At 66.9% G+C, this 25,159-nt stretch carries 22 protein-coding genes and 1 pseudogene; 16 read left to right on the forward strand and 7 right to left on the reverse strand.

The features are described from left to right. Nucleotides 1–432 precede the first annotated feature (432 nt). Complete coding sequence (locus ABD331_RS27355; protein WP_344480355.1) at nt 433–930, forward strand: DUF402 domain-containing protein; 498 nt, start codon at nt 433–435, stop codon at nt 928–930. Nucleotides 931–983: 53 nt separating this feature from the next. Here the strand turns inward: ABD331_RS27355 and ABD331_RS27360 are convergent, their stop codons facing one another. Both ABD331_RS27360 and ABD331_RS27365 read right to left on the reverse strand, forming a co-directional pair. Further along, a complete protein-coding gene (locus ABD331_RS27360; protein WP_344480358.1) occupies nt 984–1,625 on the reverse strand; it encodes a response regulator in 642 nt (213 codons plus the stop codon). After that, nucleotides 1,622–3,112, reverse strand: a complete 1,491-nt coding sequence (locus ABD331_RS27365) for a sensor histidine kinase (RefSeq protein ID WP_344480361.1) — start codon at nt 3,110–3,112, stop codon at nt 1,622–1,624. Before ABD331_RS27365 ends, ABD331_RS27360 begins: the two co-directional genes overlap by 4 nt. Before the next feature lie 113 nt (nt 3,113–3,225). Between ABD331_RS27365 and ABD331_RS27370 the strand changes: the two are divergent. From ABD331_RS27370 to ABD331_RS27380, 3 genes and pseudogenes are all read left to right on the forward strand, one after another. Further along, nucleotides 3,226–3,879 (forward strand): annotated as a pseudogene (locus ABD331_RS27370) (ABC transporter ATP-binding protein); the annotation flags it as partial. A gap of 62 nt (nt 3,880–3,941) precedes the next feature. Continuing rightward, nucleotides 3,942–4,706: an ABC transporter permease gene (locus ABD331_RS27375; protein ID WP_344480367.1), complete on the forward strand. Its 765-nt coding sequence runs from the start codon at nt 3,942–3,944 to the stop codon at nt 4,704–4,706. A gap of 238 nt (nt 4,707–4,944) precedes the next feature. Next, nucleotides 4,945–5,721, forward strand: coding sequence for an ABC transporter permease (locus tag ABD331_RS27380; RefSeq protein ID WP_344480370.1), 777 nt, complete (start codon nt 4,945–4,947; stop codon nt 5,719–5,721). Nucleotides 5,722–6,172: 451 nt separating this feature from the next. Here ABD331_RS27380 and ABD331_RS27385 read toward each other — a convergent pair whose 3' ends face one another. The 3 genes from ABD331_RS27385 to ABD331_RS27395 form a co-directional block, all read right to left on the reverse strand. Further along, nucleotides 6,173–7,858 (reverse strand): ribonuclease J, encoded by a 1,686-nt coding sequence (locus ABD331_RS27385; protein WP_344480373.1) that lies wholly within the window; start codon nt 7,856–7,858, stop codon nt 6,173–6,175. A gap of 54 nt (nt 7,859–7,912) precedes the next feature. Continuing rightward, nucleotides 7,913–8,830 (reverse strand): 4-hydroxy-tetrahydrodipicolinate synthase, encoded by a 918-nt coding sequence (dapA, locus tag ABD331_RS27390; RefSeq protein WP_344480376.1) that lies wholly within the window; start codon nt 8,828–8,830, stop codon nt 7,913–7,915. 324 nt (nt 8,831–9,154) lie between these two features. Beyond that, nucleotides 9,155–9,601 carry a GNAT family N-acetyltransferase gene (locus tag ABD331_RS27395; protein ID WP_344480379.1) on the reverse strand — a complete coding sequence of 149 codons (447 nt, stop codon included), beginning with the start codon at nt 9,599–9,601 and terminating at the stop codon, nt 9,155–9,157. Between the two features lie 955 nt (nt 9,602–10,556). On the opposite strand from ABD331_RS27395, the gene ABD331_RS27400 reads away from it, so the two are divergent. The 6 genes from ABD331_RS27400 (at nt 10,557) to ABD331_RS27425 (ending at nt 16,658) form a co-directional block, all read left to right on the forward strand. Next, the gene (locus ABD331_RS27400) at nt 10,557–10,850 is read left to right on the forward strand and encodes a hypothetical protein (protein ID WP_344480382.1); all 294 of its coding nucleotides are present in this window, start codon (nt 10,557–10,559) and stop codon (nt 10,848–10,850) included. Nucleotides 10,851–11,396: 546 nt separating this feature from the next. After that, nucleotides 11,397–12,113 carry a GntR family transcriptional regulator gene (locus ABD331_RS27405; protein WP_344480385.1) on the forward strand — a complete coding sequence of 239 codons (717 nt, stop codon included), beginning with the start codon at nt 11,397–11,399 and terminating at the stop codon, nt 12,111–12,113. Nucleotides 12,114–12,707: 594 nt separating this feature from the next. Continuing rightward, the gene (gene radC, locus ABD331_RS27410) at nt 12,708–13,364 is read left to right on the forward strand and encodes a RadC family protein (protein WP_148443256.1); all 657 of its coding nucleotides are present in this window, start codon (nt 12,708–12,710) and stop codon (nt 13,362–13,364) included. 917 nt (nt 13,365–14,281) lie between these two features. Next, on the forward strand, nt 14,282–14,542 hold the full coding sequence (locus tag ABD331_RS27415; protein WP_344480388.1) for a hypothetical protein: 261 nt from the start codon (nt 14,282–14,284) through the stop codon (nt 14,540–14,542). A gap of 1,083 nt (nt 14,543–15,625) precedes the next feature. Then, entirely contained in the window at nt 15,626–16,141 is a 516-nt protein-coding gene (locus ABD331_RS27420; protein ID WP_344480391.1) for a GntR family transcriptional regulator, read from the forward strand. A 40-nt stretch (nt 16,142–16,181) separates the two neighbouring features. Beyond that, complete coding sequence (locus ABD331_RS27425) at nt 16,182–16,658, forward strand: GntR family transcriptional regulator (protein WP_344480394.1); 477 nt, start codon at nt 16,182–16,184, stop codon at nt 16,656–16,658. A gap of 653 nt (nt 16,659–17,311) precedes the next feature. Here ABD331_RS27425 and ABD331_RS27430 read toward each other — a convergent pair. Continuing rightward, nucleotides 17,312–18,334 (reverse strand): hypothetical protein, encoded by a 1,023-nt coding sequence (locus tag ABD331_RS27430; protein ID WP_344480397.1) that lies wholly within the window; start codon nt 18,332–18,334, stop codon nt 17,312–17,314. A gap of 431 nt (nt 18,335–18,765) precedes the next feature. After that, nucleotides 18,766–19,608 (reverse strand): DMT family transporter, encoded by an 843-nt coding sequence (locus ABD331_RS27435; RefSeq protein ID WP_344480400.1) that lies wholly within the window; start codon nt 19,606–19,608, stop codon nt 18,766–18,768. Between the two features lie 76 nt (nt 19,609–19,684). Between ABD331_RS27435 and ABD331_RS27440 the strand changes: the two genes are divergently transcribed. The 6 genes from ABD331_RS27440 (at nt 19,685) to ABD331_RS27465 (ending at nt 25,055) form a co-directional block, all read left to right on the forward strand. Continuing rightward, the gene (locus tag ABD331_RS27440) at nt 19,685–21,088 is read left to right on the forward strand and encodes an aminotransferase-like domain-containing protein (protein ID WP_344480403.1); all 1,404 of its coding nucleotides are present in this window, start codon (nt 19,685–19,687) and stop codon (nt 21,086–21,088) included. A 127-nt stretch (nt 21,089–21,215) separates the two neighbouring features. Then, nucleotides 21,216–21,728 (forward strand): CGNR zinc finger domain-containing protein, encoded by a 513-nt coding sequence (locus ABD331_RS27445; protein ID WP_344480406.1) that lies wholly within the window; start codon nt 21,216–21,218, stop codon nt 21,726–21,728. Nucleotides 21,729–21,892: 164 nt separating this feature from the next. Continuing rightward, the gene (locus tag ABD331_RS27450) at nt 21,893–22,381 is read left to right on the forward strand and encodes a GNAT family N-acetyltransferase (RefSeq protein ID WP_080042081.1); all 489 of its coding nucleotides are present in this window, start codon (nt 21,893–21,895) and stop codon (nt 22,379–22,381) included. Nucleotides 22,382–22,396: 15 nt separating this feature from the next. Then, a complete protein-coding gene (locus ABD331_RS27455; RefSeq protein WP_344480411.1) occupies nt 22,397–23,272 on the forward strand; it encodes a 1,4-dihydroxy-2-naphthoate polyprenyltransferase in 876 nt (291 codons plus the stop codon). 9 nt (nt 23,273–23,281) lie between these two features. Further along, nucleotides 23,282–24,280: an adenosine deaminase gene (locus ABD331_RS27460; RefSeq protein ID WP_344480414.1), complete on the forward strand. Its 999-nt coding sequence runs from the start codon at nt 23,282–23,284 to the stop codon at nt 24,278–24,280. A 70-nt stretch (nt 24,281–24,350) separates the two neighbouring features. Then, the gene (locus ABD331_RS27465; RefSeq protein WP_344480417.1) at nt 24,351–25,055 is read left to right on the forward strand and encodes a GAF and ANTAR domain-containing protein; all 705 of its coding nucleotides are present in this window, start codon (nt 24,351–24,353) and stop codon (nt 25,053–25,055) included. The last annotated feature ends 104 nt before the right edge of the window (nt 25,056–25,159 follow it).

The following is a 25,159-nucleotide window of genomic DNA, read 5'->3' on the forward strand; positions in this document are numbered from 1 at the left end:
GTGTCGTTCTGTGACCCAAGGAGTTGACGTCGGATCTTGTCTTCCTAAGACCGCTTGGCCTCCGACTTGACCCACCTACCTCGCCGCCTAACCCCACCTACCTGACCGCCCAACCGCGCTTCCTGACCGCCAACCCACCTACCTCGCCGCCTAACCCCACCTACCTGACCGCCCAACAGCGCCTCACCCCGCGACTGCCTCACCGGCCCGCTGAGACCTTCACGCCTTCCTCACGCACCTCCCCGCCGACCGGTGAGGCCCTCGCTTCGTCCGACGTGCACTTACGCAGGGACCGACGTCGCCGAGAGCCGACCAGCCATCCCGCACGTCCCACCACCCGCCATCCGCCATCCGGGCCCACGCCATCAAGCCCGGTCAACCCACCACAAGCGTCACGTGTGACGACCACTCAGCAGGGATATGTCTCTTCATATGACCGACGTGCGAATCGTCTTCAGAAAATACGGCGGCGCATTGCACTGGAACCATCGCGCTCGACTACTTGGTGAGGACGAGCACGGCCTTTGGGCCGAAGTCCCAGGTGGCACGGTCGCCCGCAAGGGCGAAGGCCCACCTGTGACCTGGGAGACAACCGCAATCATGCTGTTCCCCCGGGACGCCTGGTGGACGGCGTCCTTCAACAGCCCACCCCACAAAAGCGAAATCTACGTCGACGTCACAACAATCCCGGAATGGAACGACGACGAGATCACGATGCTCGACCTCGACCTAGACGTGATTCGCATGAGAGACGGGCGACTCATCCTGGACGACGTAGACGAATTCGCAGAGCATCAGATTCTACTGCGCTACCCACCTGAATTAATCACACAAGCAGAAGAGACCGCACACTGGCTACTCGATGCAGTAGGCGAAAGAAAAGGCCCGTTCGGCGGCGCACACATGGAATGGCTATCAAAAACACTCTAAGGTGAACACATTCTAACACGAGACCGGCCAGCAGCACGCCGATCCGAGCGCCATCACGCGGCAGCCGAAACCAGCCCGCTCTCATATGCCGCAATAACGAGCTGCGCCCGATCCCGGGCCTCCAGCTTGGACAACAGCCGCGTGATGTGCGTCTTCACTGTAGCCGGGCTGACCTGCAAGTGAGCAGCAATCTCCCGATTGGACAGCCCCCGCGCAATCAACAGCAGAACTTCCCGTTCCCGCTCCGTTACGCCCTCCAGCCCTTTAACCTGAGGCAGAACGGGAGTACGTGTGAACTCTTCGATCAGTCTACGCGTGATTGTAGGCGCCAGCAGCGCCTCTCCCCCGGCCACCACCCGTACAGCGGCCAGCAGATCGGCGGGCGGCGTATCTTTCAAGAGAAATCCACTCGCTCCGGCCCTGAGCGCATCGTACACATAAGCATCGAGGTCGAACATCGTCACCACGAGTACCCGAGCAACATCCTTGATACGACGAGTCGCTTCGATTCCATCCATTCCCGGCATGCGCACGTCCATGAGTACGACATCCGGCCGCCGTTCCAGCACGACGTCAACAGCCTCGGCCCCAGTCGCCGCCTCTCCCACGACCTCCAGGTCGGGCTCGGAGTCGACCAGCACCTTGAAGCTCCCCCTGAGCAACGCCTGATCATCGGCAATGACCACTCGGATCACGAGACCTCCTCATACGGCAATGTGGCGAACACGCGAAACCCACCCTGAGGCAGACTCCCAGCCTCGAACGCACCGCCGTACATCGTGACCCGCTCTCGCATGCCGATCAGACCATGTCCAGCACCGTCACCAGGCAACGTGCGCCGCCCCGGCCCGTCATCGACCACTTCAATTCCAACCTCCTCGCGCCCGATGACGAGCGACACGCGGCAGCGAGTCGGCGCGGCATGCTTGACCACGTTGGTGAGCGCCTCCTGCATGATGCGATAAACCGCCAAGCCCACGCCGTCAGGCAGCCGTTCCCAGGCTTCTTCCTCCTCTTGTCGCGCAGCCGTCCGCCCTTGCGACACCGCACCAGCAGACGACTCTCCCCCTTCCTGCCGCCGCACGACGTCCGCCCATGCCGGCGCCGCCGCTCGCCGCCCTGCTTCTGCTCTCCCTAGCGCCGCATCTGCGCGCGAAACCTCTGCCCGCCCCGGCGCCGCCCGCTCCCGAGCCGAATCCGCTCTCCCCGGTTCCGCCTCCCTCTGCCGCGCACCCGCACGTCCAGATGCAAGCTCCTCCCCGAGAAACTCCCCTTGCAGCCCTGCCGCTTCCTCCTTCGGTAGCGCCCCAGCGCCTGCTCTCTCGCCGGCCTCCACGCGAAGATCGAGCTTCACCTCAACCCCGGCCAGCCGAGCCTGCTCCACCAAGTTGTGGATCCCCGCCAGGCCAGGCATGGGCACGCCGTCGGGCACCGACGTAGATCTGAGCACACCAAGCAGGTGCCGCATCTCGACCAGAGCGCTCCGGCTGGCGGTCTCGATCACGCGCAAGGCGTCGTGCGCCTCTTCCGGCCTGGTCGCCATGACGTGATTGGCGACCCCGGCCTTGACCGCGATCAGCCCCACGCTGTGTGTGACCACGTCATGCAGCTCACGAGCGATCCTCAACCGCTCATCCGCCACGGCCTGCGCCGCCATCCGCTCCGCGTCACGTACGGCATAGGATCTGCGCTCCTGTACGGCCCGGCCGATCGTCCACGCCCCTCCCAGCGCCGCGATGCCCAGGAGCGGCTGGTCGAGGTGCAAGAGCCAGTCAGGGGCCACGTCGCGAGGCGTACCCGCCACCGTCATGCCGACGATGGTCACCAGGCTCACCACCGCGATGGCCGACGTCGGTACCGCAGGGCCGAGTCTGTCGGACAACGCGACGATGTACAGGGCGTACGCCGGTGCGAGGTACACGAGCCCCGCCGCACCCATCAGCGCGGCGTAGACGGCGACCACCAGGGTGAAGCAGAAGACGGGCAGGGGGCAGAGTCTTCGCAGAGCCAGTGGCAGGCCCAGGCCGGCGGGAAGAGCAAGCCGCATCCATGGTGGCAGCGCCTCGGCATGCACCGTCACGGTGAAGAAGATGAACGCCGCGCACGCGCCCGCCGCCGCATCGAGCATGACCAGCTGGCGACGGCTCATGCGCCTGGCGTAGAAGGGGTGGGTGTCGTTCACGCGTTGAACCGTAGTCGCTGAAGTGGGCTTCGCACGTCAACCCAGGGTCTGACCTTGAAGTTCGAACCGTGGTCCGACGCGCCGCCGCCCCACTTCCCCGCATCCTTTACCGCGTGATCGAACTCCACCATCTCACCAAGCGCTACGGCGCCACCGTCGCCGTAGACGGCCTTTCCTTCAAGGTCGAGCCCGGCCATGTGACCGGGTTCCTCGGCCCCAACGGCGCAGGCAAGTCGACCACGATGCGCCTGATCCTAGGCCTGGACGCGCCGACGTCGGGCCAGGCGCTGGTCAACGGCCGGCGATACGCCTCACTGCGCGAGCCGATGCGCGAGGTCGGGGCGCTTCTGGACGCGGGCGCCGTCCACGGTGGCCGCAGCGCCTACAACCACCTGCTGTGCCTGGCCCGCACCAACGGCATCGGTCCCAAACGCGTCTTCGAGGTGCTCGATCAGGTCGGGCTGGCGAGTGTGGCGCGTAAACGGGTGAGCGGATTCTCTCTGGGCATGAAACAGCGGCTCGGCATCGCGGCGGCGTTGCTGGGAGATCCCGGCATCCTGATGTTCGACGAACCAGTCAACGGGCTCGACCCCGACGGTGTGCGCTGGATCCGCGATCTGATGCGCTCGCTGGCCGCCGAAGGCCGCACGATCCTGCTCTCCAGTCATCTGATGAGCGAGATGGCCCTCACCGCGGAGCGCATCATCATCGTCGGCCGTGGCCGGCTCATCGCCGAGGCCACCGTCGCGGAGCTGACGGCCCGCTATCCATCTCTTGAGGACGCCTACATGGCTCTGACTGCCGACAGCGTGCAGTACGGAGCGGCCCGATGAAGACGGTCCTGTCCTCCGAATGGCTGAAGCTCCGCTCAGTGACCTCGACATTTCACACCATCGGCGCAGCGGCCCTGACAGTGCTCCTGGGCATCGTTTGGACGCTGTACGTGGCCGCCCTCGCCGACGAACGCGGCACACTACGCGCGGCGGCCCCCGAGCAAGGATTCCTGCCGCTCGTCCAGATGAGCCTGGCACTGCTCGGCGTGCTCGCGATCACCTCCGAGTACGCCACAGGCATGATCCGCACCGCCCTGATCACCGTCCCACGGCGCAGCACCTTATTTCTGTCCAAGGCAGGAATCGTCGCCGCGGTCACTTTCGTGGCCGCCAACGTGATCCTCTTCCTCACGTACGCGACCAGCCGTCTACTCGCGAACGGCCATCACCTGGGCTTCAACCAGGTCTCGTTCACCGACGGGCTGCCCATGCTGCTCGCCTCGGGCTTGTCGGTGTCCGCCCTGGCTCTGGTGGGCCTCGGCCTGGGCACCGCCATGCGATCCACAGCAGGCGCCATCATGTCGGTCGTCGCCCTGCTGTTCGTCCTTCCCGGCGTGGCCACCTACCTGCCGGCACCGTGGAACACGCGTATCGCCACGTTCCTCCTGCCGAACCTCGTCCCCCAGATGGCAGGCCAACGGCTCTCCTCCCGTCTAGGAGAAGGCCTCCTACCTCCCTGGGCCGCGCTGCTCGTGCTCCTCGCGTACCCGCTCGTCGCCCTCACCGTCGGCTACTACCAACTGAAGCGAAGAGACGCATGACCGTACGCACTCTCAGACCTCACTCAGCTCACCCGGACGCCCCTCTGTCACATGGATGCGCCCGGACATCCGAACCGACGCACCCGAGATACGTCTCCATCCCCATGCTGAGCACATCCGCTGGCTCGCCAGGCCGACCGCACGAACGTCCCCGAACCGCAACGGCTGACGCGGCACAACACTCAGTTCTCCGCCGCACACGCACTCGTCCGAATCTCTCGCCTGAAGGAACGCGGATATGACCGTCCTCACCTCCGAGTGGCTGAAGATCCGCTCTGTCCGCTCGACCTACTTGATCCTCGGGCTCGGTCTGAGCACCGTCCTCCTCGGCCTTGCCCTCGCCGCAGCGGCGGCCGGCATGTACGACACCGCTTCGCCCGAGCAGCAAGCACGTGCCCGGATCGCGGACCTGGAGGAAGTGTTCACGATCATCCCTCAGCTCTGCATGGGCATCCTGGGCGCGTTGGCCATCACGTCCGAGTACACGACAGGCTTGATCAGAACCAGCCTGGCCCTCGTCCCACGGCGCTGGCCCGTTCTCGCCGCCAAGGCCGTGGTCGTGGGCGGCTTGGGCCTGCTCGTCGGTGTGGTGGCGGTCTTCGGCACCTATTTCGTGGCCCGCGCCGCAGTCGGCGACCGTTTCTCCGGTGCCTACACCACCGCCTTCAGTGACCGGCTGCCGTTGCTGCTCGCGCTGAGTCTCACGGTGCCTGTGTTCGCACTGCTCGGCGTAGGACTGGGCGCGATCCTCCGCTCCGTGGCCGGCACGACGGCCATCATCGTCGGTCTCGTCTACGTGATCCCGATGATCATCGGCAGAATCCCGGAGCCATGGAGTGAACGCCTCGGCTCCCTCATGATCGGCGCCCTGCCCCGCCAGATCACCGGTGACATCATCACCACCTCGGTGTACGGCTCACTTCTGTCACCACTGGCAGCCGCAACAGTCATGCTCGCGTACGCGGCCATCCCCCTGTGCGCCGCCGTATTGCTACTCCGCCGCAGGGACGCGTGACGTGCCGTCTCTGAAAACCTCACTCCAACGGCTGCGCGATGTCTTCGCACGCACGCGGGACGCCATGGCCCGTCGGCTCAGACGAAGGAGCCGTGACGAACGCGGACAGAAGTGCCGTGTGAGAACGCGGCGACACGAGACAGGCGCCAGCAGACCGACCACTGTCAGTTCTGGCGCTGACATGACGCTGGAAGCACCTGGCGGCGGCCTCTCATCGGTTCACAGAACCGAACGGCGAACCGCCCTGACCAGTCATCACAGGCCACGAGTCCGGCATCGCCCGGCGCAAGACCCGCGCGCCGAACGTCCGCAGGAGGCACAGGCCGAACTCCCACAGAAACCGCAAAAAGCAGCCCGGCCAGGCCCCAGGCCGGAACGACCCCAGCGACTACAGGTTGAACCTCCGCAGGTACGGCAGGCGGAAGCACCTGCCGTACCTTCCGTAAGAGGCTCAGACCTCGACCACCACCGGAATGATCATCGGCCGGCGCCGGTAGGTGTCGCTCACCCAGCGCCCCACCGTACGACGTACCACCCGACGGATCTCCTGCATGTCGACCACACCGTCCGCGGCCTTCTCCGCGAGGGCCCGTTCGATCTGCGGGATGAACTCGTCGAACTGTGCCGGATCAATGCCGGATCCACGGGCGTGGATCTCGGGGCCGGCGGTGAGCTTGCCCGTGTTCGAGTCGACCACGACGACCACGGAGATGAATCCCTCGTCCCCGAGAATCCTGCGGTCCTTCAGGGAGGTGTCGGTGATCTCGCCCACCGAGGAGCCGTCGACGTAGACGTACCCGGCGTGAACCGCACCGACGATCCGCGCGCGACCGTCGACCAGGTCCACCACGACGCCGTCTTCGGCGATCACGATGTGGTCGTCGGGCACGCCGGTGAGAGCGGCCAGCTTGGCGTGGGCGCGAAGGTGGCGCCATTCACCGTGCACCGGCATGAAATTCGAGGGACGCGTCAGGTTGAGCACGTAGAGCAGCTCGCCCGCGGCCGCGTGCCCCGAGACGTGCACCTTGGCGTTGCCCTTGTGCACGACGCGGGCGCCCCACCTGGTCAGGCCGTTGATGACCTTGTTGACCGCGGTCTCGTTGCCCGGCACCAGCGACGATGCCAGCAGCACGGTGTCGCCCTCGGCGATGCGGATCGGATGGTCGCGGTTGGCCATCCTCGACAGCGCGGCCATCGGCTCGCCCTGGGAGCCGGTGCAGATCAGCACCACGTCCTCTGGCGGCCACTCCTCGATGTCGCGCGAGTCGACGATCAGGTCCGGCGGGACCTTCAGGTAGCCGAGGTCGCGGGCCACGCCCATGTTTCGCACCATGGACCGGCCGACCAGCGCGGCCTTGCGACCGTGCCTGGCGGCGGCGTCCATGACCTGCTGGATGCGGTGGACGTGCGAAGCGAAGCTCGCCACGATGACGCGCTGCTCGGAGGTGCGGATCACCTCGTCGATGACCGGCGCGATCTCCCGCTCGCTGGTGACGAACCCCGGCACCTCGGCGTTGGTGGAGTCGGACATCAGCAGGTCAACGCCCTCGGTGCCGAGCCTGGCGAACCCACCGAGGTCGGTGAGGCGGCCGTCGCTCGGCAGCTGGTCCATCCGGAAGTCGCCGGTGTGCAGGACGATGCCCGCAGGCGTCCTGATGGCGACGGCCAAGGCGTCGGGAATGGAGTGGTTGACCGCGAGGAACTCGCAGTCGAACGGCCCGAACACGTGCCGTTCGCCCTCGATGACCTCGACCTTGGTCGGTTGGATCCTGTGCTCGGTCAGCTTGGCCTCGATCAGGGCAAGCGTGAGCTTGGAGCCGATGAGCGGAATATTGCGCCGCTCACGCAGAAGGTACGGCACCGCCCCGATGTGGTCTTCGTGGGCGTGCGTCAGGACCACGGCTTCGACGTCGTCGAGCCGGTCCCTGATGTATTCGAAGTCAGGCAGGATGAGATCGACACCCGGCTGGTCGGGCTCGGGGAAAAGCACCCCGCAGTCGACGACCAGCAGGCGACCGTCATATTCGAAGACGGCCATGTTTCTGCCGATTTCTCCCAGCCCGCCCAGCGCGACGATGCGCAGGCCGCCTTCAGGCAGCACCGGCGGGGGGCCAAGCTCAGGATGCGGATGGCTCATGCCTGGCCCCCACGGTCAGATCTTGTTCTCAAAACTCCCGGTTCCTCCCCGTTCCTATGCGTCTGTCAACTTCACCCCGCCGGCTACCAGGCAAGCACGCAGCTCGGCGATTTGCTTCTCTGTGGCGTCCACGAGCGGCAGTCGTACCGGACCGACCGGTACTCCCACCATGCCCAGTGCCGCCTTCGCCATGATTGCGCCGCCCGCCCGCAACATGATCCCGTCCACCACGGGGGTCACCTGAGTGTGCACGGCCAGGGCCTGGGCGACGTCGCCGTTCTTGTGCAGGTGGATCATGCGGGCCAGCTCGGCGCCCACCACATGCCCGACCACGCTGACGAACCCGGCCGCGCCGAGAGACAGCCAGGCCAGGTTGAGCAGGTCGTCGCCGGAGTAGAAGGCGAGATCGGTCGCGGCCATCACCTGGCTGGCGGCGAACAGGTCACCCTTGGCGTCCTTCACGGCCACGATGCGCTCGTGCTGCGCCAGCCGCAGCAAGGTCTCAGTTTTGATCGGCACGCCACTACGTCCGGGAATGTCGTACAGCATCACCGGAAGGTCGGTTGCATCGGCAACTGCGGTGAAGTGCTGGTACAGACCCTCCTGCGGAGGCTTGTTGTAGTAAGGCGTCACCACCAGCAGGCCGTGCGCGCCAACGCGTGCCGCTTGCTTCGCGAGCTCGACGCTGTGGCAGGTGTCATTGGTGCCCGCCCCCGCCACCACAGTAGCGCGGTCGCCGACCGCATCGAGGACGGCGCTGACGATGCGCTGCTTCTCCTCGTCCGAGGTGGTGGGCGACTCCCCGGTCGTCCCGTTGACGATCAGTCCGTCATTGCGCTGCTCGTCCACCAGATAGGCGGCAAGACGTCGCACAGCCACATAATCGACCTCGCCGTCGGAGGTGAACGGCGTGACCATCGCGGTCAGCATACGGCCGAAGGGCGCGTCGGTGGTTCCAGTTGGCGATGCCATAGTGCGAACGCTACCTGGATTCGGAAATCCATTGGACGTCGCCACCCCGCTTCGCCTGCCTGGAGCCGCTTTTTGCCCACCTCCACGGGCCCCTGGTTGCCAGGCCGCATCGTCCGGATCGACCTGCGCGAGCCGGACGGATCAAGCCGATGTGCGGCGTTGGCCGGGCCAAGGCGCTCTTCCCCGGATTTCAGGGGTGTCCTGCATGGCCAAGCCGACCGAATCTCCTGTCGCCGAAGTCACATAAACAACACGCGTATGGCATGGAGGTCACCTGCGCGGCTCGGCCACCTCCGACGTCATCGAACATCGGCCGGAAGATCCTTATCGGGGCAGTTCGATCTGGTAGCGAATGAAACCCCGGTTCTCCGCGACCTTGTCGTACAGGTGTCGTGCCGTGCTGTTCGACTCGTGCGTGTTCCAGTACACGCGAGAACAGCCGCGTTGCCGAGCCCAGTCGGTGACGGCCTCGATCAACGCACGCCCCACGCCCTTGCCTCGGACGTCACCCGCCGTGAACAGATCCTGCAAGTAGCAGACATCGGTGTCGGGCGCGGAAGTGCTTCCGTGGGTCAGGAAGTGGGTGATGCCGACCAGCCGGCCGTCCAACCTCGCGCCGAGGGCGTGCAGGCGGGTGTCCGCCTGGAATTCCTGCCACGCTCGCTCGTACATCTCGTCCGGTTCGACGCGTTCGTAGAAGTCGATGTACGCGCGGAACAAGCCCTCCCAGACATTCCGGTCGGAGGGGAGGAGCTTGCCGATGTCGATCATGTAGGCCCTCTTGGTGGTGCAGCCCAGCGCGGTGCAGGACGTGTACGGAGATCCGGTGGAGGATGAAAGGGTTCGCTGTCACAACCTAGGAAGAGGTGTCTGTCCGGGGTACGGCCAATCGGCTGCGATACCTGGTGACCACTTAGACGCTTGGTGGTCTGAGGGCTTGCGCTGGGTGAGGGCACTGGCGTGTGGAGAGGCCGCAGAGGTGAGAGCCCGGAGTTGGGCCGCTTGGTTGATCACCGCGATGGGGAGAGTTGCTTCGTGGCGGACAGCTGGCTCATCGCAGCGGCTGCTCTGGATGGCTTGCGTATGAGCAGGTTGATGCCCGTATTTCGCGGAGTCGACAAGGCGGGAGGCCCTACTCCAGGGGTCAAGCAGCCAACGAAGCATGAGGTCGAAGGCGGGCAGTCGCCTTACTTCTCTGCTGCTTAGTCCGCCAATGGGTCTCCTGTCGACTTTGCTCGGCATGTACGTATTGAGCACCATTCGGCGCTGCGCCTTGTTGTCCCCGCTGCCTGGTGGTTGCCACCACGGCCAGCGACTTGCGGCCCTGCTCACAGGCAAGGCAGGTCTTGTCGTGAGAGCGGTCGTCCACTTCGACGTACGCCCGTCTGCCTGAACCGTCGGCAGGTGCGACTGCAGGACGTCTGCTACGCGTCGGTGAGGCGTCCACTTTGGGCGCTGGAGACGTAGGGATCCGCCTCGCTGTCGCACAACGGGCGTGCGGCGCTCTGCTCCGGTTCACCCCCGCTTGGCCTGATTCACCTGCGCATCTCTCTGTGGCAGAACAAAACCCGGGGAGGAAACACGCCGAGGACCGGGAGAAAGATTCACACCCGCCGCCGCCTCCTGCGCAGCCGTACGCGCCCGGGTATGTCACTGTGCTCATCGACAGACCCCGACGCCAGCCGGCACGGGATCTCCCTTCTCCCCTGGTAAAGGCAGGCAGTGCGTGAACCTAGAGGCACTGATCCTCGACCTGATGCTGCGCATCCGGACGCCCGAGAAGAGCGCCTGCACGGGCGTGGACATCACCGCGATCGGCATCCTGCTGGTGCTGAGTGAACTCGCCGACCTGCGCACCGAGATGAGACAGGACATCGCCGCCCTCGGCGATGAGCTTGCCGGGCTCCGTCGGCATATGGACGAGCACCTGAGCATCCTGTACTACGAAATGGTGCACCGGATCGGGGCGCTCCAGCAGACCGCGGATCAACTTGCGAGGCGAGACTCAGCCGACCGCTGAGCTGGGAGGAGACCTGGTCGGCGTCCCATTCACCTCGTAAGAGGCCTAGACCAGGCCGTTTCAAGACACGTCCCCGCGACGTCGTTCACAGGTGATCGTTGTGACGGTGGGACGCGCGTGGACGGCGCGTATTGAAGGTGGCGACACGCACGGACTCGGCTGTTGCACGGACGCCCAGCAGCGAGCGGGCAGCGGCGTGGCGGCCCGATGGAACGGGGCTAGCCAGCTGGTGGGACGACGTGACACGCACCGAAGGGAGCTTCGGGATCCGCAGCTGGCCCGCGTCTGGCCTGGATCTTCGTAGGTCCTGGAGGCGGCGGGTGCGGTGGGCGGGCATGGAAGAGGTCGCCGATATGTGCTCGGGGGTACACACATCGACGACCTCTACCGGAGAATCGCGACCCCTTACATCTGCGTTACAAGGTTTCTCCGATAATTTTCCGCCATCGCAAAGTTGGGGCTCCAGCGGTCATCGATGACGGTCGGTTACCTGCCGAATACGGCAACATGGGGCAACGCCTCACACGAACCCCCAGGGATGGACTAGTGGCCACCTCAGATCCGGTCTACCTGCGTGTCGTCGAAGACATCCGGCGACAGATCACCGACGGCACCCTTCCCCCCGGCGCGCCGATCCCCTCACGCGCGCAGCTGACCCGCAAGTATCAGGTCGGTGAGACCGCCGCCCGCCACGCGCTACGCGTGCTCGCGGGTGAGGGCCTCATCATCGGACGCGTGGGCTCGGGTCATTACGTAAGGGAACGCCCCGATCTAACACCGCTGTACCGATGGCGTTTTCTCGATCACCCTGCCCCGTTCGCCGCCGATCTGCAGTCCCAAGGCAGGCGAGTGACATGGGACTGGCACAGCGAGCCCACCGAAGCGGGCCCCGACATCGGCAGACGGCTGCGGCTGCCCGAGTCCGCCACGCTGACCAAGACGCATTACGTCTTCCGCGGGGACGGCAGGCCGCTGCAGCTTGCGACGTCGTACGAACTGCGGGAGTTCACTCCTCACACGGAGGAGGAGCGGCGGAGCATCGTGGCGCGTATGTACGCGCACGGCATAAAGATCACGGAGATCGTGGAGAGCGTCCACACCCGCATCCCCCGGCCGGTGGAGAGCGATGCGCTGGATCTCGCGGCGGGTGTGCATGTTCTGCATGTGGAACGTACCCATTGGGCGGGCGATCGTCCGGTGGAGACCAGCGACATCGTGATTCCGGGTGATCGGTTCCGCATCACGTACAGCATGCCCGTTTAGGACGGGAGGCTCCGGGTGAGCGTTACCTTGCCCGGAGCTTCCCGACCTGACGCGGCTGCGAAGGTTGAGATGGCGGGGATGGCTGCTTGTGCTTGGGTACGCGGTCGCAGCCACCTTGCCGCAGGGGCACTTCTGCTGAGGATCATCTGATTACAGGCCATGGTGTGGCGCCCTGATGAGAGTGCCCCATGGTGTCTGCGTCCAAAAAAGGACCATCTGGCCGCGTCCAGCGGCGTACTTCTTGGTGAAGAGCTCCTTGGCCACGCGCAACGCCGCGTGCCGTTACGAGACCGTCCCCCTGTCGCCTCCCGGCCGGCGCGCATGCGGATTCAGCCGTAGTGGCGGACTCGGTGGCCTTGCGAGGGGTACGGCAAGCGAGGCCTCAGGCAGGGCGTAGGCCACATCGGTCATCGCGGGGTGGTGCGTCCTTCGCGAGTGCAGGGTCGCCGCCGTCCCGCGCGCCGTTGCAACGTGGGCACATTCCGCTGCGCCAAAGGCGCACATACAACCACGCATGGGACGCCGACCGCGGCCATGAATCCGCAGGTCAGAGATTGTCGGTGCGCGTTGATACAACGGTTGCGGAGGTTGCCGATGCGAGTCAAAGACCTGTCCGAACGTGACCGGCCGCGCGAACGGCTCATGTCCAGCGGTGCCGCCGCGCTGGCGGATCGGGAGTTGCTGGCCGTGCTGCTCGGCTCGGGGTTTCGTGGGGCGAGCGCCCTCGACCTGGCCACGCAGGTGATCGAGACCTGTGGAGACCTCGATGGGCTGAGCCGGTCCGACCCGCACCGGTTACTCACCATGCGTGGCATCGGTCCCGCCAAGGCTGCTCGGGTGGCTGCGGCGTTTCATCTCGTTCGCCGGGCGGAGGAGTGGCCCGAGCGTGAGCGCATCACCAGCACGTCCGATCTGGCTCATGCGTGTGCGCCGCTGCTGCGTGATCGCAAGCACGAGCGGTTGGTGATGGTGGTGTGCGACACGCGCGGGCGGATCCTCAAGCGGGCGGTGCTGACCGAGGGTGGGAGTGATCACACTCCGATGCCTGTACGGGAGGTGATCACGGAGGTGCTGACAGCCGGCGGGGCGCTGTTCGGGCTGGCTCACAATCATCCTGGCGGGTCGCTCGATCCGAGCCCGGAGGATCTGGAGGCTACGGCCAGGCTTCTCGAGGCCGCGCAGACGGTCGAATTGCGGCTGCTCGATCACCTCATCATCGCGGACGAGTCTTGGAGGCGGATTCCGCTGTAAATCCATTCCATGGCGGATTATGACCGCAGCGAATCACAAAAGGCATCATCCCGCTTATAGCGCCGAACCGTGGTTTTCCAAGAGACGGCCATGAGAACCTAATGGCGCGGGTAGGCCGTAACGGACGTCAGCCGGCAACTACTCGTCATGACGTGGTCCCCATGCCTCGTGGAAGCAGGGGGCCACGTCCATGGTCTCGCGTAGGTCCAGGGTGGGGCCCATGCCTTTGAGGTTGTGGGCAGGCGTGCCATCCAGGGTCCTGCGCGAACGCAGGGTGCGCCGACCGCGATGCCCTGTTCGCGTTGTCGCCAGCGGTGTCCGGTTCGCATGAGCGGTGGCATGGCACGAACAGGGTGTTCGGGGCACCTTTGTCGCCGGACGGGGCGCAACACCCGTCCGGCGACAACGCGTTCCTCTCTTGACGATCGTGTTCCGACAAAGTCGGAGCCACTGGTCATGAAACTCTTCACTTAGCGGCCTGTAGGCGGCAGACTGTTGTTTGCGGCCATCGCACTCGGAGTCCTCCAGAACTGCGTCTTCGGAGGATCGCGATGGCCGTCACCATTTTCGCGCGCTTGAGCCTCTTTCTTTGTGTCGTGCAGATGTTACGCGATCCGGGTTGTCGTGAGACTTGTCCTCTGATGGCTTCAGTTATCGATATATATGCTGTGGCGGGGGCAGTTGCTCTTATGTCTGACCTTCGATGGGTTGCGCATAATCGGCTGGTTTGTGGCTGCCGGAGCAAGTGGGTGGCAGGTTTTTGGTAGATCTGCTGCGCCGGACCCTGCGCAGGCATCAAACTTGGTCTGAGGCCGCCGCCATTCTCCTTCTCTCTGAGTTACTGCTTTGAAGGAGTGTGCGCGGTGGCGGCATCGCATGGTTACGGCGAGACCGGCCTGCGATGATGTGAGGAGAGCGTGCGCCTGCGGAAGCGGCACCGCAGGCGCACGAGCCAGTCGCGGCATTTCGCGGGCGATGGCCAAATGGTGACGGCCATCGCGCTTTCCGAGCTTTCCTTCGAGGGTCTGGTTGAGATCGAAGAGAATAGCGATGCAAGGCGATGGCCGTCGGACTTGATTCTGGTGGCTGAGGATCTCGCTGGTGCGGGAATGTGGTATCGGGAACTCCGACTTCTCAAGCTGGTGCTGGGGTTCGGGGTTGTTGTGCTCGTCGGCTGAGGCTTGGTTTATTGGACGGCTTGCGGCTTTGGTCGCGGTTTCGGTGCAGGGCGAGCGTTGATTCTGGGATCGGTCCGAGCGTGGGCTGGCTGGCGACTCGGCGCAGAGCGCACGGGCCTGGGTCCGACTTGGACCGGGGATGGGGCAGGTCGGGCCCCGGCCTTGGGTGCGGGTGAGCCAGGCTTCTGCCGCGTACCTGGTGGCCAGCCCGAAGCTGTGCCGGCCGCTGAACGGAACCCCTTCACGATGAGCCAGAGGGCTGAGTAAGAGCGTTCAGTTGTGGATCGCTACGAGTGCTCTGCCGACTGGGGCAAGGGTGATTGCGAGCGTTCCGTCGGTTGTTAGCGGAGCGTGACGATGCCGGCGGTGATGGTGGCGACTCAACGCGACGGAGGCCGTCGTAGCCGAGGGCGGTGCTCTCCTACTGCTTCTTGACGACAAAGAACAGTGCGAGCGCAGTGCCGACGATGGCGAGGACGCCCTCCAGGAACGCGCCTCACAGCACTCGGGTGTCGGCTCCGGAGTCGGCGATGTAGCCGGGATTGTCGGGAGTCGGGGCGTGCAGGAGGAGTGGGGCGATCGAGGTGTTTACGTGATGGGAGAGAACGTGCGGGCAGCGGCTGCGATCCTGTCGAGGTCACCGGAGCTGCTTGGGGCGGTGCAGGGGTGGGCTCCAGGCGGGATGTGGGGGTGCGTGTGACGTTCGCTGTGTCGGAGTGCGGAGGTCGTGGCAATTATGGCTGGGCAACTGGTGCAGCGGGAGGCGGGGTCCGTGGGGGGCGGATGGCTTCGGTCTCTGCGTCTGCCATCGCCAAACGGCCGGGCACCTTGCGATTCCTCTACGCGGTGGGCATGAGGGGCCGCGGGCCGTGGTGCCGGGAGCTTGGGAGAGCAGGTGGGATCCGGGGGCCGGTCTGGCGGCAGGAAGGGTCCGGCCCCCGGATCGATCAGGGGTTTCGCCCCGCTGTGGGGCTCGTTCTTTCAGTGACCCTGCGTGGCTTGCTAGCGCGACTATATATCGAGCGTCTCTTTAGGTCTAGAGACCGTATGCGTACGCTCGTAAGGCGTCTGCTTTGAGCGAGCATGTACGGTTTCGTCTATAATCCGGGCGTGCTAGATCGCGAAGGCCCCGTGCCCATCTACAAGCAGGTCGCTGACCTGGTCCGCGATCAGATCGAACGCGGCGAGTTGAAAGCCGGCGATCCTGTGCCCAGCGAGGCGACTCTCGAGAAGACGTACGAGATCGCCCGGACGACCGCCCGCAGGGTGGCGCGGGAGCTGCGGGAGCAGGGGCTGGCGTACACGATTCAGGGCGAGGGTACGTTCGTGGGGCCTCCCGGGACGCCTCGATCGCCCAGGAAGCTGCCCATTTATCAGAAGATCGCCACAGAGATCATCGAACGGATCCAGCGTGGCGAGATCCCGTCCAACAGGCCCATTCCCGGCGAGAAAGCGATGATGCGGCAATATGGCGTCGCAAAGGTGACCGCGCGGCAGGCCGTCGCGCATCTCAGGGAGCTGGGGTGGGTGTTCACGGTGCCATATCGGGGCACATACGTGACTGAGCGCGAAAAATGGCCCAAGAATCAGGGTTCTTAATTTCCCTTCGTTTGACCGCACCATTGGATATCCTTGGAGCGTGCTGAATCGCGAGGGTGACACCTATCTATATCTCCAGATCAGCGAGGTCCTCAGATCGCGTATCCGCGCGGAACTCGCGCCAGGAGACCCCGTGATCAGCGAGGCGGAGATCCAGCGGGAGTTCAAGGTCGCGCGGACAACTGCGCGCCGCGCGATCCGCGTGCTGCGGAACCAAGGGCTGGTGCATACACGGCAGGGCGAGGGGACGTTCGTCAACGCTCCTGGGCAGTTGGGGCCCGCTGGGCGGCAGGCCCCGTTTTATCGGCACATCGCCGGGGAGATCCGGGAGCGGATCAGGCGGCATGAGTTCGTGTCACGGCAGCAGATTCCCAGTGAGGTTGAGCTGGTGCGGCAGTATGGGGCCGCTCGGGAGACTGTGCGGCGGGCCATCTCGCTGCTGCGTGATGAGGGGTGGGTGTACAGCATCCCGCATCGAGGGAGTTATGTGTCGCCTGAGGAGCAGTGGCCTGGTTGAGGTGGTGGCCCAGCTGAGGAGCAGTGGCCTGGTTGAGGTGGTGGCCCAGCTGAGGAGCAGTGGCCTGGCTGAGGTGGTGGCCGGCCGAGGTAGTGGTCCGGGGCTGGGCCGCAGGGATGAGCAAGAGGCGCGGGCAAGAGTACGAGGTTTGAGGTAGAGGGAGCGGGCGCGGGAGCGGGCGGTGGCCGGGGAGAGGTTAGCGAAGGCCACGTCATGCGAGCGGGACCGGGCCAATGCGGGCGTGACTGAGTTGGTGCGGGGCATGGCTGGGCTGGTGCAGGCATGGCTGAGGTGGGAAGCGGGCGTCTGCGGGTTGGTGAGGCGTGGCCCAGCCGAGTCGAGTGTGACCGAGCCGGTGGCGGCACGGACGAGCTGGTGCCGAGCGTGAGCGGGCCGGTGCAGGCGTGAGCGACCTGGTGCAGGCGTGAGCGACCTGGTGCGGGCGTGAGTGACCCGGTGTGGGCGTGAGTGACAAATGCGGGTGTGGTTGGATTGCGGTGGCGGGGAGCGCGGGCGAGGGGAGCGACGGCTGCTCGCCGTAATGCGGACTGCTGAATGTGGCCGAAGGTATAAAGGACTGGGTTCTGAATCGGCTGTTGTTTGGCGGGAAAACGCGTCGGGTTGCCTGCCCGGTAGACCTCAAATCTCGAGCGTTAGAAGACCGGAATTATCTCTTCGGGATCGATGAAGTCCACCCGGACGCCTTCGAGATTCAACTCGGGAATAGCCGGGAACGCGATCCCCCACCGCTCCACGATGGCCCGGATGTGCGCCATGGCCACCCGCCAGTTCTCCGCCTGTTCCTCCGTGGAGAGGACCCCGAGGCCCGCCTGCCGGGCATGATCCATGAGCACCCGGTGGTTGGCGAGGAAGTACGGCGGTAGTTCCCAGAAACCTTCGGGCGGCTCCCAGAGGATCATGCTGAGGAAGACGAACCCTGCCCTGAGCTGGCGGGTGATGAGGGAGCGGGTCTCGTCGGTGAGGCCCGGCCATTCGTTCTCGAGGATCGTCATGCAGATCTTGAGGTGGCGGGACTCGTCGCGTCCGATGCGCTCGAACATCTTGCTGAAGACCGGATGCCGGGTGCCTGACGACATGCCTCTGAACAGCGTGGACGCCGCCATCTCGCCCATCATGAAGCTGGTGAACAGTACCGGCAGCGAGTACTTGCCGACAGCCGAGTTGTAGCCGGTCCAGTAGCGGCCGCCGTTGTGGTAGAGCCAGCCGATGTTGTTGTGGGCGGCTGATTCGAGGTCGTCGGAGGGGGTCCAGTCGAGGGGGCCGCCCGGCCAGAGCTTGGCGATGGTGCGCTGGCAGCATTCCTCGTGGTTCATCTCGTCGCGGGTGATCGAGAAGAAGCACTTCCTGACCGGGTCCTCTTCGTGCTTCTCGAAGGCCTGGATGGTGGCGCGGGCGAACACGGCCGGCCCTGAGGCGTCGAAGTTCGCCAGGACCGCGAACCAGTACATGATGCCCAGGCGTTGTTCTCTGGTGAAGTCGTCCGGGTTGAGGCCGTCCCAGGGCAGGTCGGCCGGGTTCCAGAGCTCGCGCTTGGACTTCTCGTAGATGGCGGCGAGTTTCTCCGTCTCCACCCGCCATTCCATGGGATAGATGTTGGGCTGCGGGATCTCCGGCGCCGGCCAGAAGCCGCCTTCTGGGATGGTGAGGTCCGCCATGGTTGTGACACCTCCACTGTCATCCTGCGGGGCGGCGTCACGGCTTTCAAGTACAGGCGCGCTGGAGGCTGGTCAAGTGCAGGAGTGCTGGGCGCTGCTCAAGTGCAGGCGTGCCAGGCGCTGGCCAAGTGCAGCCGCGCGGGACGCCGCTAGGGCGCAGGCGTGCCGGGCGCTGCTCAAGTGCGCGTGCGCCGGGCGCTGCTCAAGTGCGCGTGCGCCGGGCGCTACGCAAGGGTGGCGTGCTGGACGCCGCTCAAGGGCGAGGTGCGCCAGGCGCTGGGCAAGTGCAGGCCGTGCCGGACAAGGGCAGGCGTGCCGGGCACTAAGCGAATACAGGCTGTGCCCGGCGCTGCCCAAGTGCAGCCGCGCGGGACGCCGCTAGGGCGCAGGCGCGCTGGGGTGACGACCAAGCACGCCACAACGGCCGCTGCTCACGTACGAGCGCGCTGGGTGACCGCCACGCACACCAGGACGGCCAGCGCCGCCACCACCGTCAGCGCCCCGAACCGCTCCCCCAGCAACAACCACGCCCAGGCGATCGTCATCAACGGCTGGGTGAGCTGGGTCTGTCCCGCCCGGGCGATCCCGCCCTTGGCAAGCCCCGCGTACCAAGGAATGAACCCCACGAACATCGAGATCACCGACACGTAGGCGAAGCCGGCCACGGCATCCCAGGTGAGGGTGATGGGGGTGGTGAAGGAGAGGGCGGTCGTGACGGGGATGGTGAGTGGGAGGGAGAGGACGAGGGCGTAGGAGATGACCTGCCATCCGGGGGTGTGTTTGGCGAGGCGGCCGCCTTCCGTGTAGCCGATGGCGGCCGAGACGAGGGCGCCGAGGAGGAGCAGGTCGGGCCAGGAGGGTGTGCCCTGGTGCTGGATGAGGGTGAAGGCGGTGATGGCGGCGGCTCCGGCCGTACAAGCTGCCCAGAACAGGGGGCGGGGGCGTTCGCCGGCGCGCAGGACGGCGCAGATGGCGGTGGCGGCCGGGAGGAGGCCGACGATGACGGCGGAGTGGGCGGTGCTGGCGCCGAGGCCGAGGGCGAGGCTGCTGAAGACGGGGAAGCCGAGGACGACGCCCAGGATGATCAGGGCGTAGGCGGGCCACTGGGATCGGGGTGGGAGGAGGGGCTGGCGGGCGGCTTTAAGGCAGATTATGGCGATAAATCCGGCGATGACGGCTCGGCCGATCGCCACGAGCCAGGGGTCGAAGCCGCGGATCGCGAAGACGGTGGCCGGCATGGACCCCGAGAACGCCAGGACGCCGAGGAACGCCAACCCGGTGCCACCGCCCGGCCGGACAGGAGGCGGGACCGCTACTCCCCTGACGTCAGTAGCGCTATTCTGGACTTTCATGAACAACGATAGCAGTATCGTCCAGATCGCCGCGATACTGCGCGAAGAGGCCGACCGCCTCGGCCCTGGCGCCCGGCTCCCGTCCAGCCGGGAGATCATGCGCCGCCACAACGTCAGCCCCGTCACTGTCTCCAGGGCCATCGGCCAGCTCGCGGCGGAGGGCCGGGTGGTGACGAGGCCGGGCAGCGGGGCGTTCGTGACGGGGCGGGCGGGCAGTACGCAGGACGTGCCCGACCTGTCCTGGCAGACCGTCGCGCTGGGCGACCGGGTGGTGGACGAGGGCCCCGTGTCGGTGCTGCTGGGCGCGGCGCCCGAGGGGGTGGTGCCGCTGACCGGTGGGTATCTGCGGCCGGGCCTGCGCCCGGACAAGCAGCTCGCCGCCGCCGCGGCGCGGGCCGTGCGCAGGCCGGACGCCTGGGCGATGCCGCCGCTGACGGGCCTGCGGGAGCTGCGGCGGTGGTTCGCGACACAGGCGGGCGGCGACGTGACGGACGCCGACGCGCTCGTGGTGAGCGGCGGCCAGGCGGCGCTCACGCACGCGTTCAGGGCGCTGGCGGCCCCGGGGACGCCCATCCTGGTCGAGACGCCCACGTATCCGGGCGCGTTGTCGGCGGCCAAGGCTGCCGGGCTGCGGGCCACGGCGGTGCCCATGGACCGTGACGGCGTCCGTCCCGAGCTGCTGGCGGAGGCGTTCGCGGTGACCGGGGCTCGGGTGTTCTTCTGCCAGCCGACCCTGCACAACCCGACGGGCGCCACGCTGCCGCCGGAGCGCAGGGAGCAGGTGCTGGAGGTGGCCAGGGCGGCGGGGGCGTTCGTGGTGGAGGACGACTTCGCCCGGTACCTGACCCCGCAGCCGCCCGCGTCCCTGGCCTCCATGGATCGGCACGGCACCGTGGTGCACATCGTGTCGCTGACGAAGATCCTTTCGCCGAGCATGCGGGTGGCGGCCGTGATCGCCAGGGGGCCGGCGGCGCACCGGCTGCGGGCGAGCCAGCTCGTGGAGTCGTTCTTCGTGGCGCGGCCCTTGCAGGAGACGGCGCTGGAGTTCGTGGGGTCGCCGGCGTGGCGGCGGCATCTGGCGGCGGTGCACGCCGAGATCGCGGCGCGCCGAGACGCGCTGGCGGCGGCGCTGGCCGAGCGCATGCCGGAGGCCGAGCCGCACCTGCTGCCCGCGGGCGGGATGCATCTGTGGGTACGGCTGCCCGCCGACGTGGACGAGACCGCCCTGGTGGAGGCCGCCAGGCGGAACGGGGTGCTGGTGAGCCCCGGCAGGCTGTACTACCCGTCGGAGCCGCCGGGGCCGCGGATGCGGCTCACGCACATGGCCGCCGCGCACGTGTCGGAGCTGCGTGAGGGGGTCAGGAGGCTCGCCGAGGCGATGGCGACGATCGCGGGAAGCTGAGGAGGCGCGGCAAAGAAGCGGCGAAGAAGGGCGGTCACGGGCTGAGGAGACACGCCGAAGCGACGCACGTCACGGCTGGGGAGGCGTGGGCAAGCCATGGCGATCACGGGCAAGTAGAGTGACGGGCATGCTGTTCCCCGCGGAGCTCGTACGAGACTTCGTGAACACGTTCGACGTCGAGGCCCAGGCCGACGAGCTGGCCTCCCCCGCCGAGCTGGCGGTGTGGCTGCGCGAGCACGACCTCATCGGCCCGCGCGACCGCGCCACCGACGACGACCTGCAGATCGCGCACGCGCTGCGCGAGGGCCTGCGGGCCGCGTTGCGGCGCGATCGGGCCGACCTTCCGGACCTGCCGCTGCGGGTCGCGATGCGGGCGGAGGGGCCTGAGCTGGTGCCGGAGGCCGACGGGGTGCGGGGCGGGCTGGCGCGGATCGCGGCGGCGGCGCTGGGCGCGGCGTGGGACCGGCTGAAGGTGTGCGCGGAGGGATCCTGTCAGCAGGCGTTCATCGATCTGTCGAAGAACCGTTCCCGCTCGTGGTGTTCCATGCGGGTATGCGGCAACCGCACCAAGACACGGGCTTACCGGGCGAGGAAGCGGGGTTCGCGTCGTCTGCAAGGCTCAAACACCGATACGGTGTAACTCGTGCCTTGTGGCATGGACGGCAGGCGAAGGAGCGGGCCGAGATGGCAGACGTAGGCGTCCGGGCGGCCCGGCGCGAGGATGTACTCCAGGTTGCGAATTGTCAGATCCGCGCCTGGCGCTACGGCTATCGGGATTTCCTCCCGGAAGGTCCTCTCGAGCAGATGACTGGCGCGGCGGCCGAGAAGATGTGGCTGCGCCAGTGGGACGAGGCGATCGTCGCCCCGCCCAGCCCCATGCACCGGGTGCTGGTGGCGGTGGAGACCATCCTCGACACCGAGGGCTTTCCCGCCCTCGGCGCGGGCGGCAGCGCCGCCCTGGTCACGCCCCGCGGCGGGGAGCGCGTGGTCGGGCTGGTCTCGCATGCGCCCGCCGAGGACCCCGATCTCGACCCCGGGCGGGTGGCCGAGATGCTGACGCTGCTGGTCGACCCCGACTTCGTCCGGCGCGGCCACGGCAGCCGCCTGCTCAACGCCACCGTCGACTACATGCGCGAGGACGGCTTCCGCCAGATCGTCACCTGGGTGTTCGCGGAGAACTACGCGATGCTCGGCTTCCTGGAGTCGGCCGGCTGGGGCGAGGACATGGCCGAGCGCGTCCTCGACATGGGCCGTCCGGTCCGGATGATCAGGCTCACGACCGACATCAGCTAGAGGTAGAACGACAACATGGCAACCCCCGCCCAGTGGATCGCCGGAGCCCGCCCGCGCACGCTGCCCAACGCCGTCGTGCCCGTCATGGTGGGCACCGGCGTGGCGATCGGCGAAGGCGGCTTCGTGTGGTGGCGGGCGGTCCTGGCGCTGCTCGTGGCCCTGTCGCTGCAGATCGGCGTCAACTACGCCAACGACTACAGCGACGGCATCCGCGGCACCGACGACCAGCGGGTCGGCCCGATGCGGCTGGTCGGCTCGCGCGCGGCGACGCCCCGCGAGGTGCTGACGGCCGCGCTGGCCTGCTTCGCGCTCGCCGCCGTCCTCGGCCTGGTCCTGGTGCTGGTCACGCGGGCGTGGTGGGTGCTGCTGGTGGGCGCGGCGGCGATCGCCGCCGCCTGGTTCTACACCGGCGGCAAGCGCCCGTACGGCTACCGCGGCCTCGGTGAGGTGGCCGTGTTCGTGTTCTTCGGGGTCGTGCCCGTGGTCGGCACGGCGTACGTGCAGACGGAGCAGCTGAGCTGGGCGGCGCTGCTGGCCTCGATCCCGGTGGGGCTGCTGTCCTGCTCGATGCTGGTGGTCAACAACCTGCGCGACGTCGGCACGGACGGCCAGTCGGGCAAGCGCACGCTGGCGGTGCTGCTGGGGCCCGAGCGCACCCGTACGCTCTACGTGGCCTGCCAGGTGCTGCCGTTCGCAGTGGCGCTGGCGATGGTGCCGATCACGCCGTGGGCCGCGCTGGTGCTGCTGGCCGCGCCGCTGGCGATCTCCCCCATCAGGGCGGTGCTGGGCAAGGCCGTGGGCCCCGCGCTGATCGCGGTGCTGCAGCAGACGGGCAAGCTCCAACTGGCCTACGGGACACTCTTCGCGGTGGGGCTCGCGATCATCTTCTAGGGTGGGACGGTGAAGGATTTCATCGCCGGTCTGCCCAAGTGCGAGCTGCACCTGCACATCGAGGGCACGCTGGAGCCCGAGCTGAAGTTCGAGCTGGCCGCGCGCAACGGCCTGAAGCTGCCTTACTCCTCCGTGGAGGAGATGCGGGCGGCGTACACCTTCGACAGCCTGTCCTCGTTCCTGACGATCTACTACGAGGGCATGAAGGTGCTGCGCACCGAGCCCGACTTCTACGACCTGGCCATGGCCTATCTCCGCAGGGCCGCCGAGCAGAACGTCCGCTACGCGGAGATCTTCTTCGACCCGCAGGCGCACACGTCGCGCGGCGTGCCGTTCGACGTGGTGATCAGGGGGCTGCGGCGGGCGCTGATGGACGCGCACGCGCAGCTCGGGGTGCGAGCCCAGCTCATCATGTGCTTCCTGCGCGACTTCCAGGCCGAGTACGCGATGGCGACGCTGCTGGAGTCGCTGCCGTACAAGGAGTGGATCGCCGGCGTCGGGCTCGACTCCGACGAGCGGGGCAACCCGCCGCGCAAGTTCGCCGCGGTCTACGAGCGGGCCAGGCAGGAGGGCTACCTGCTGACCATGCACTGCGACGTCGACCAGGACGACGCGATCGAGCACATCAGGCAGGCCATCGAGGAGATCGGCGTCGACCGGATCGACCACGGCGTCAACATCCTGGAGGACCAGCGCCTGGTGGAGGCGGTGCTGGCCCGCGGCATGGGGCTGACCTGCTGCCCGATCTCCAACGGCTACGTCACCGAGTCGATGAAGGCCGAGGGCATCCGCAAGCTGATGGACCTGGGCGTGCGGGTGACGGTCAGCTCCGACGACCCGGCCTACTTCGACGGTTACGTGCTGGAGAACCTCGTCGCCCTGCAGGACACGCTGCAGCTCTCGCCCGAGGAGCTGGCCCAGCTCCAGCGCAACGCCTTCGAGATCACCTGGCTGCCCAGGCATCTCAAGGATGCTTATCTGGCCGAGGTCGACGCCTACATCTCGTGAGTGCGGCGTCGAACGGCTAGCCTGGAAGTACTCCGAGCGATCGCGAGGGATCGTGGTGAACCGGCCGAGCATGCCCACCGACATCGAGGAGTTCGAGCGGGCGCTCACTGACTGTGTCACCATCGCCGACCGGGCGATGCCCGACTGCGCGATGCTCAGCATCGCCCTGTGCGGGGAGGACGACCTCCACACCGCGGCCTGCTCGCACGCGCGGGCGGAGCTGCTCGACGGGCTGCAGCAGGCCACCGGGCAGGGGCCGTTGCTCGACGCGCTCGACACCGGCAAGCCGGTGACGGTGCTCGACCTGGCCTCCGACACGCGGTGGCCGCGCTTCTCGGCCGGGGCGCCCGAGGTGCGGGTGGTGCACTGCGAGCCGCTGGAGTACGACGGCGTGCTGCTCGGGGTGCTCAGCGTCTACTCCTGCGACGCCGAGGGGTTACCTGAGGAGGCGTGGGTGGCGCTGCGCGTCACGGCCTCGCACGTGCCTGTGCTGTTCCGTACGGCGCTGGACGCGGCCCGCATGCGGGAGGTGGCGGCGCAGCTCAAGGAGGCGCTGAACACCCGGGCGATCATCGATCAGGCGCTCGGCATCGTCATGGCGCAGCGGCGGTGCACGGCGCGGGAGGCGTTCGAGATACTCCGGCAGGTCTCCCAGGACAGGAACGTCAAGCTGCACCAGCTCGCCGCCTCGATCGTGGAGAAGGTCAGCGGGCAGCCGCCGCAGCGTTCGCGCTTCGAGGAACCGCCGCAGCGCATCGCCGGCCGCAGGACATAATGGCCCCTGTGCCCGGCTCAGGACGCCGCTGCGGGCCTCGTCCGCGCTGCCGCGTCTCAAGGGGTGGACGGCCCGGCCGAGGGCCGTACGGGCATCATGGAGTG

It is taken from the genome of Nonomuraea monospora (assembly GCF_039531895.1).
Taxonomy (GTDB): Bacteria; Actinomycetota; Actinomycetes; order Streptosporangiales; family Streptosporangiaceae; genus Nonomuraea; species Nonomuraea monospora.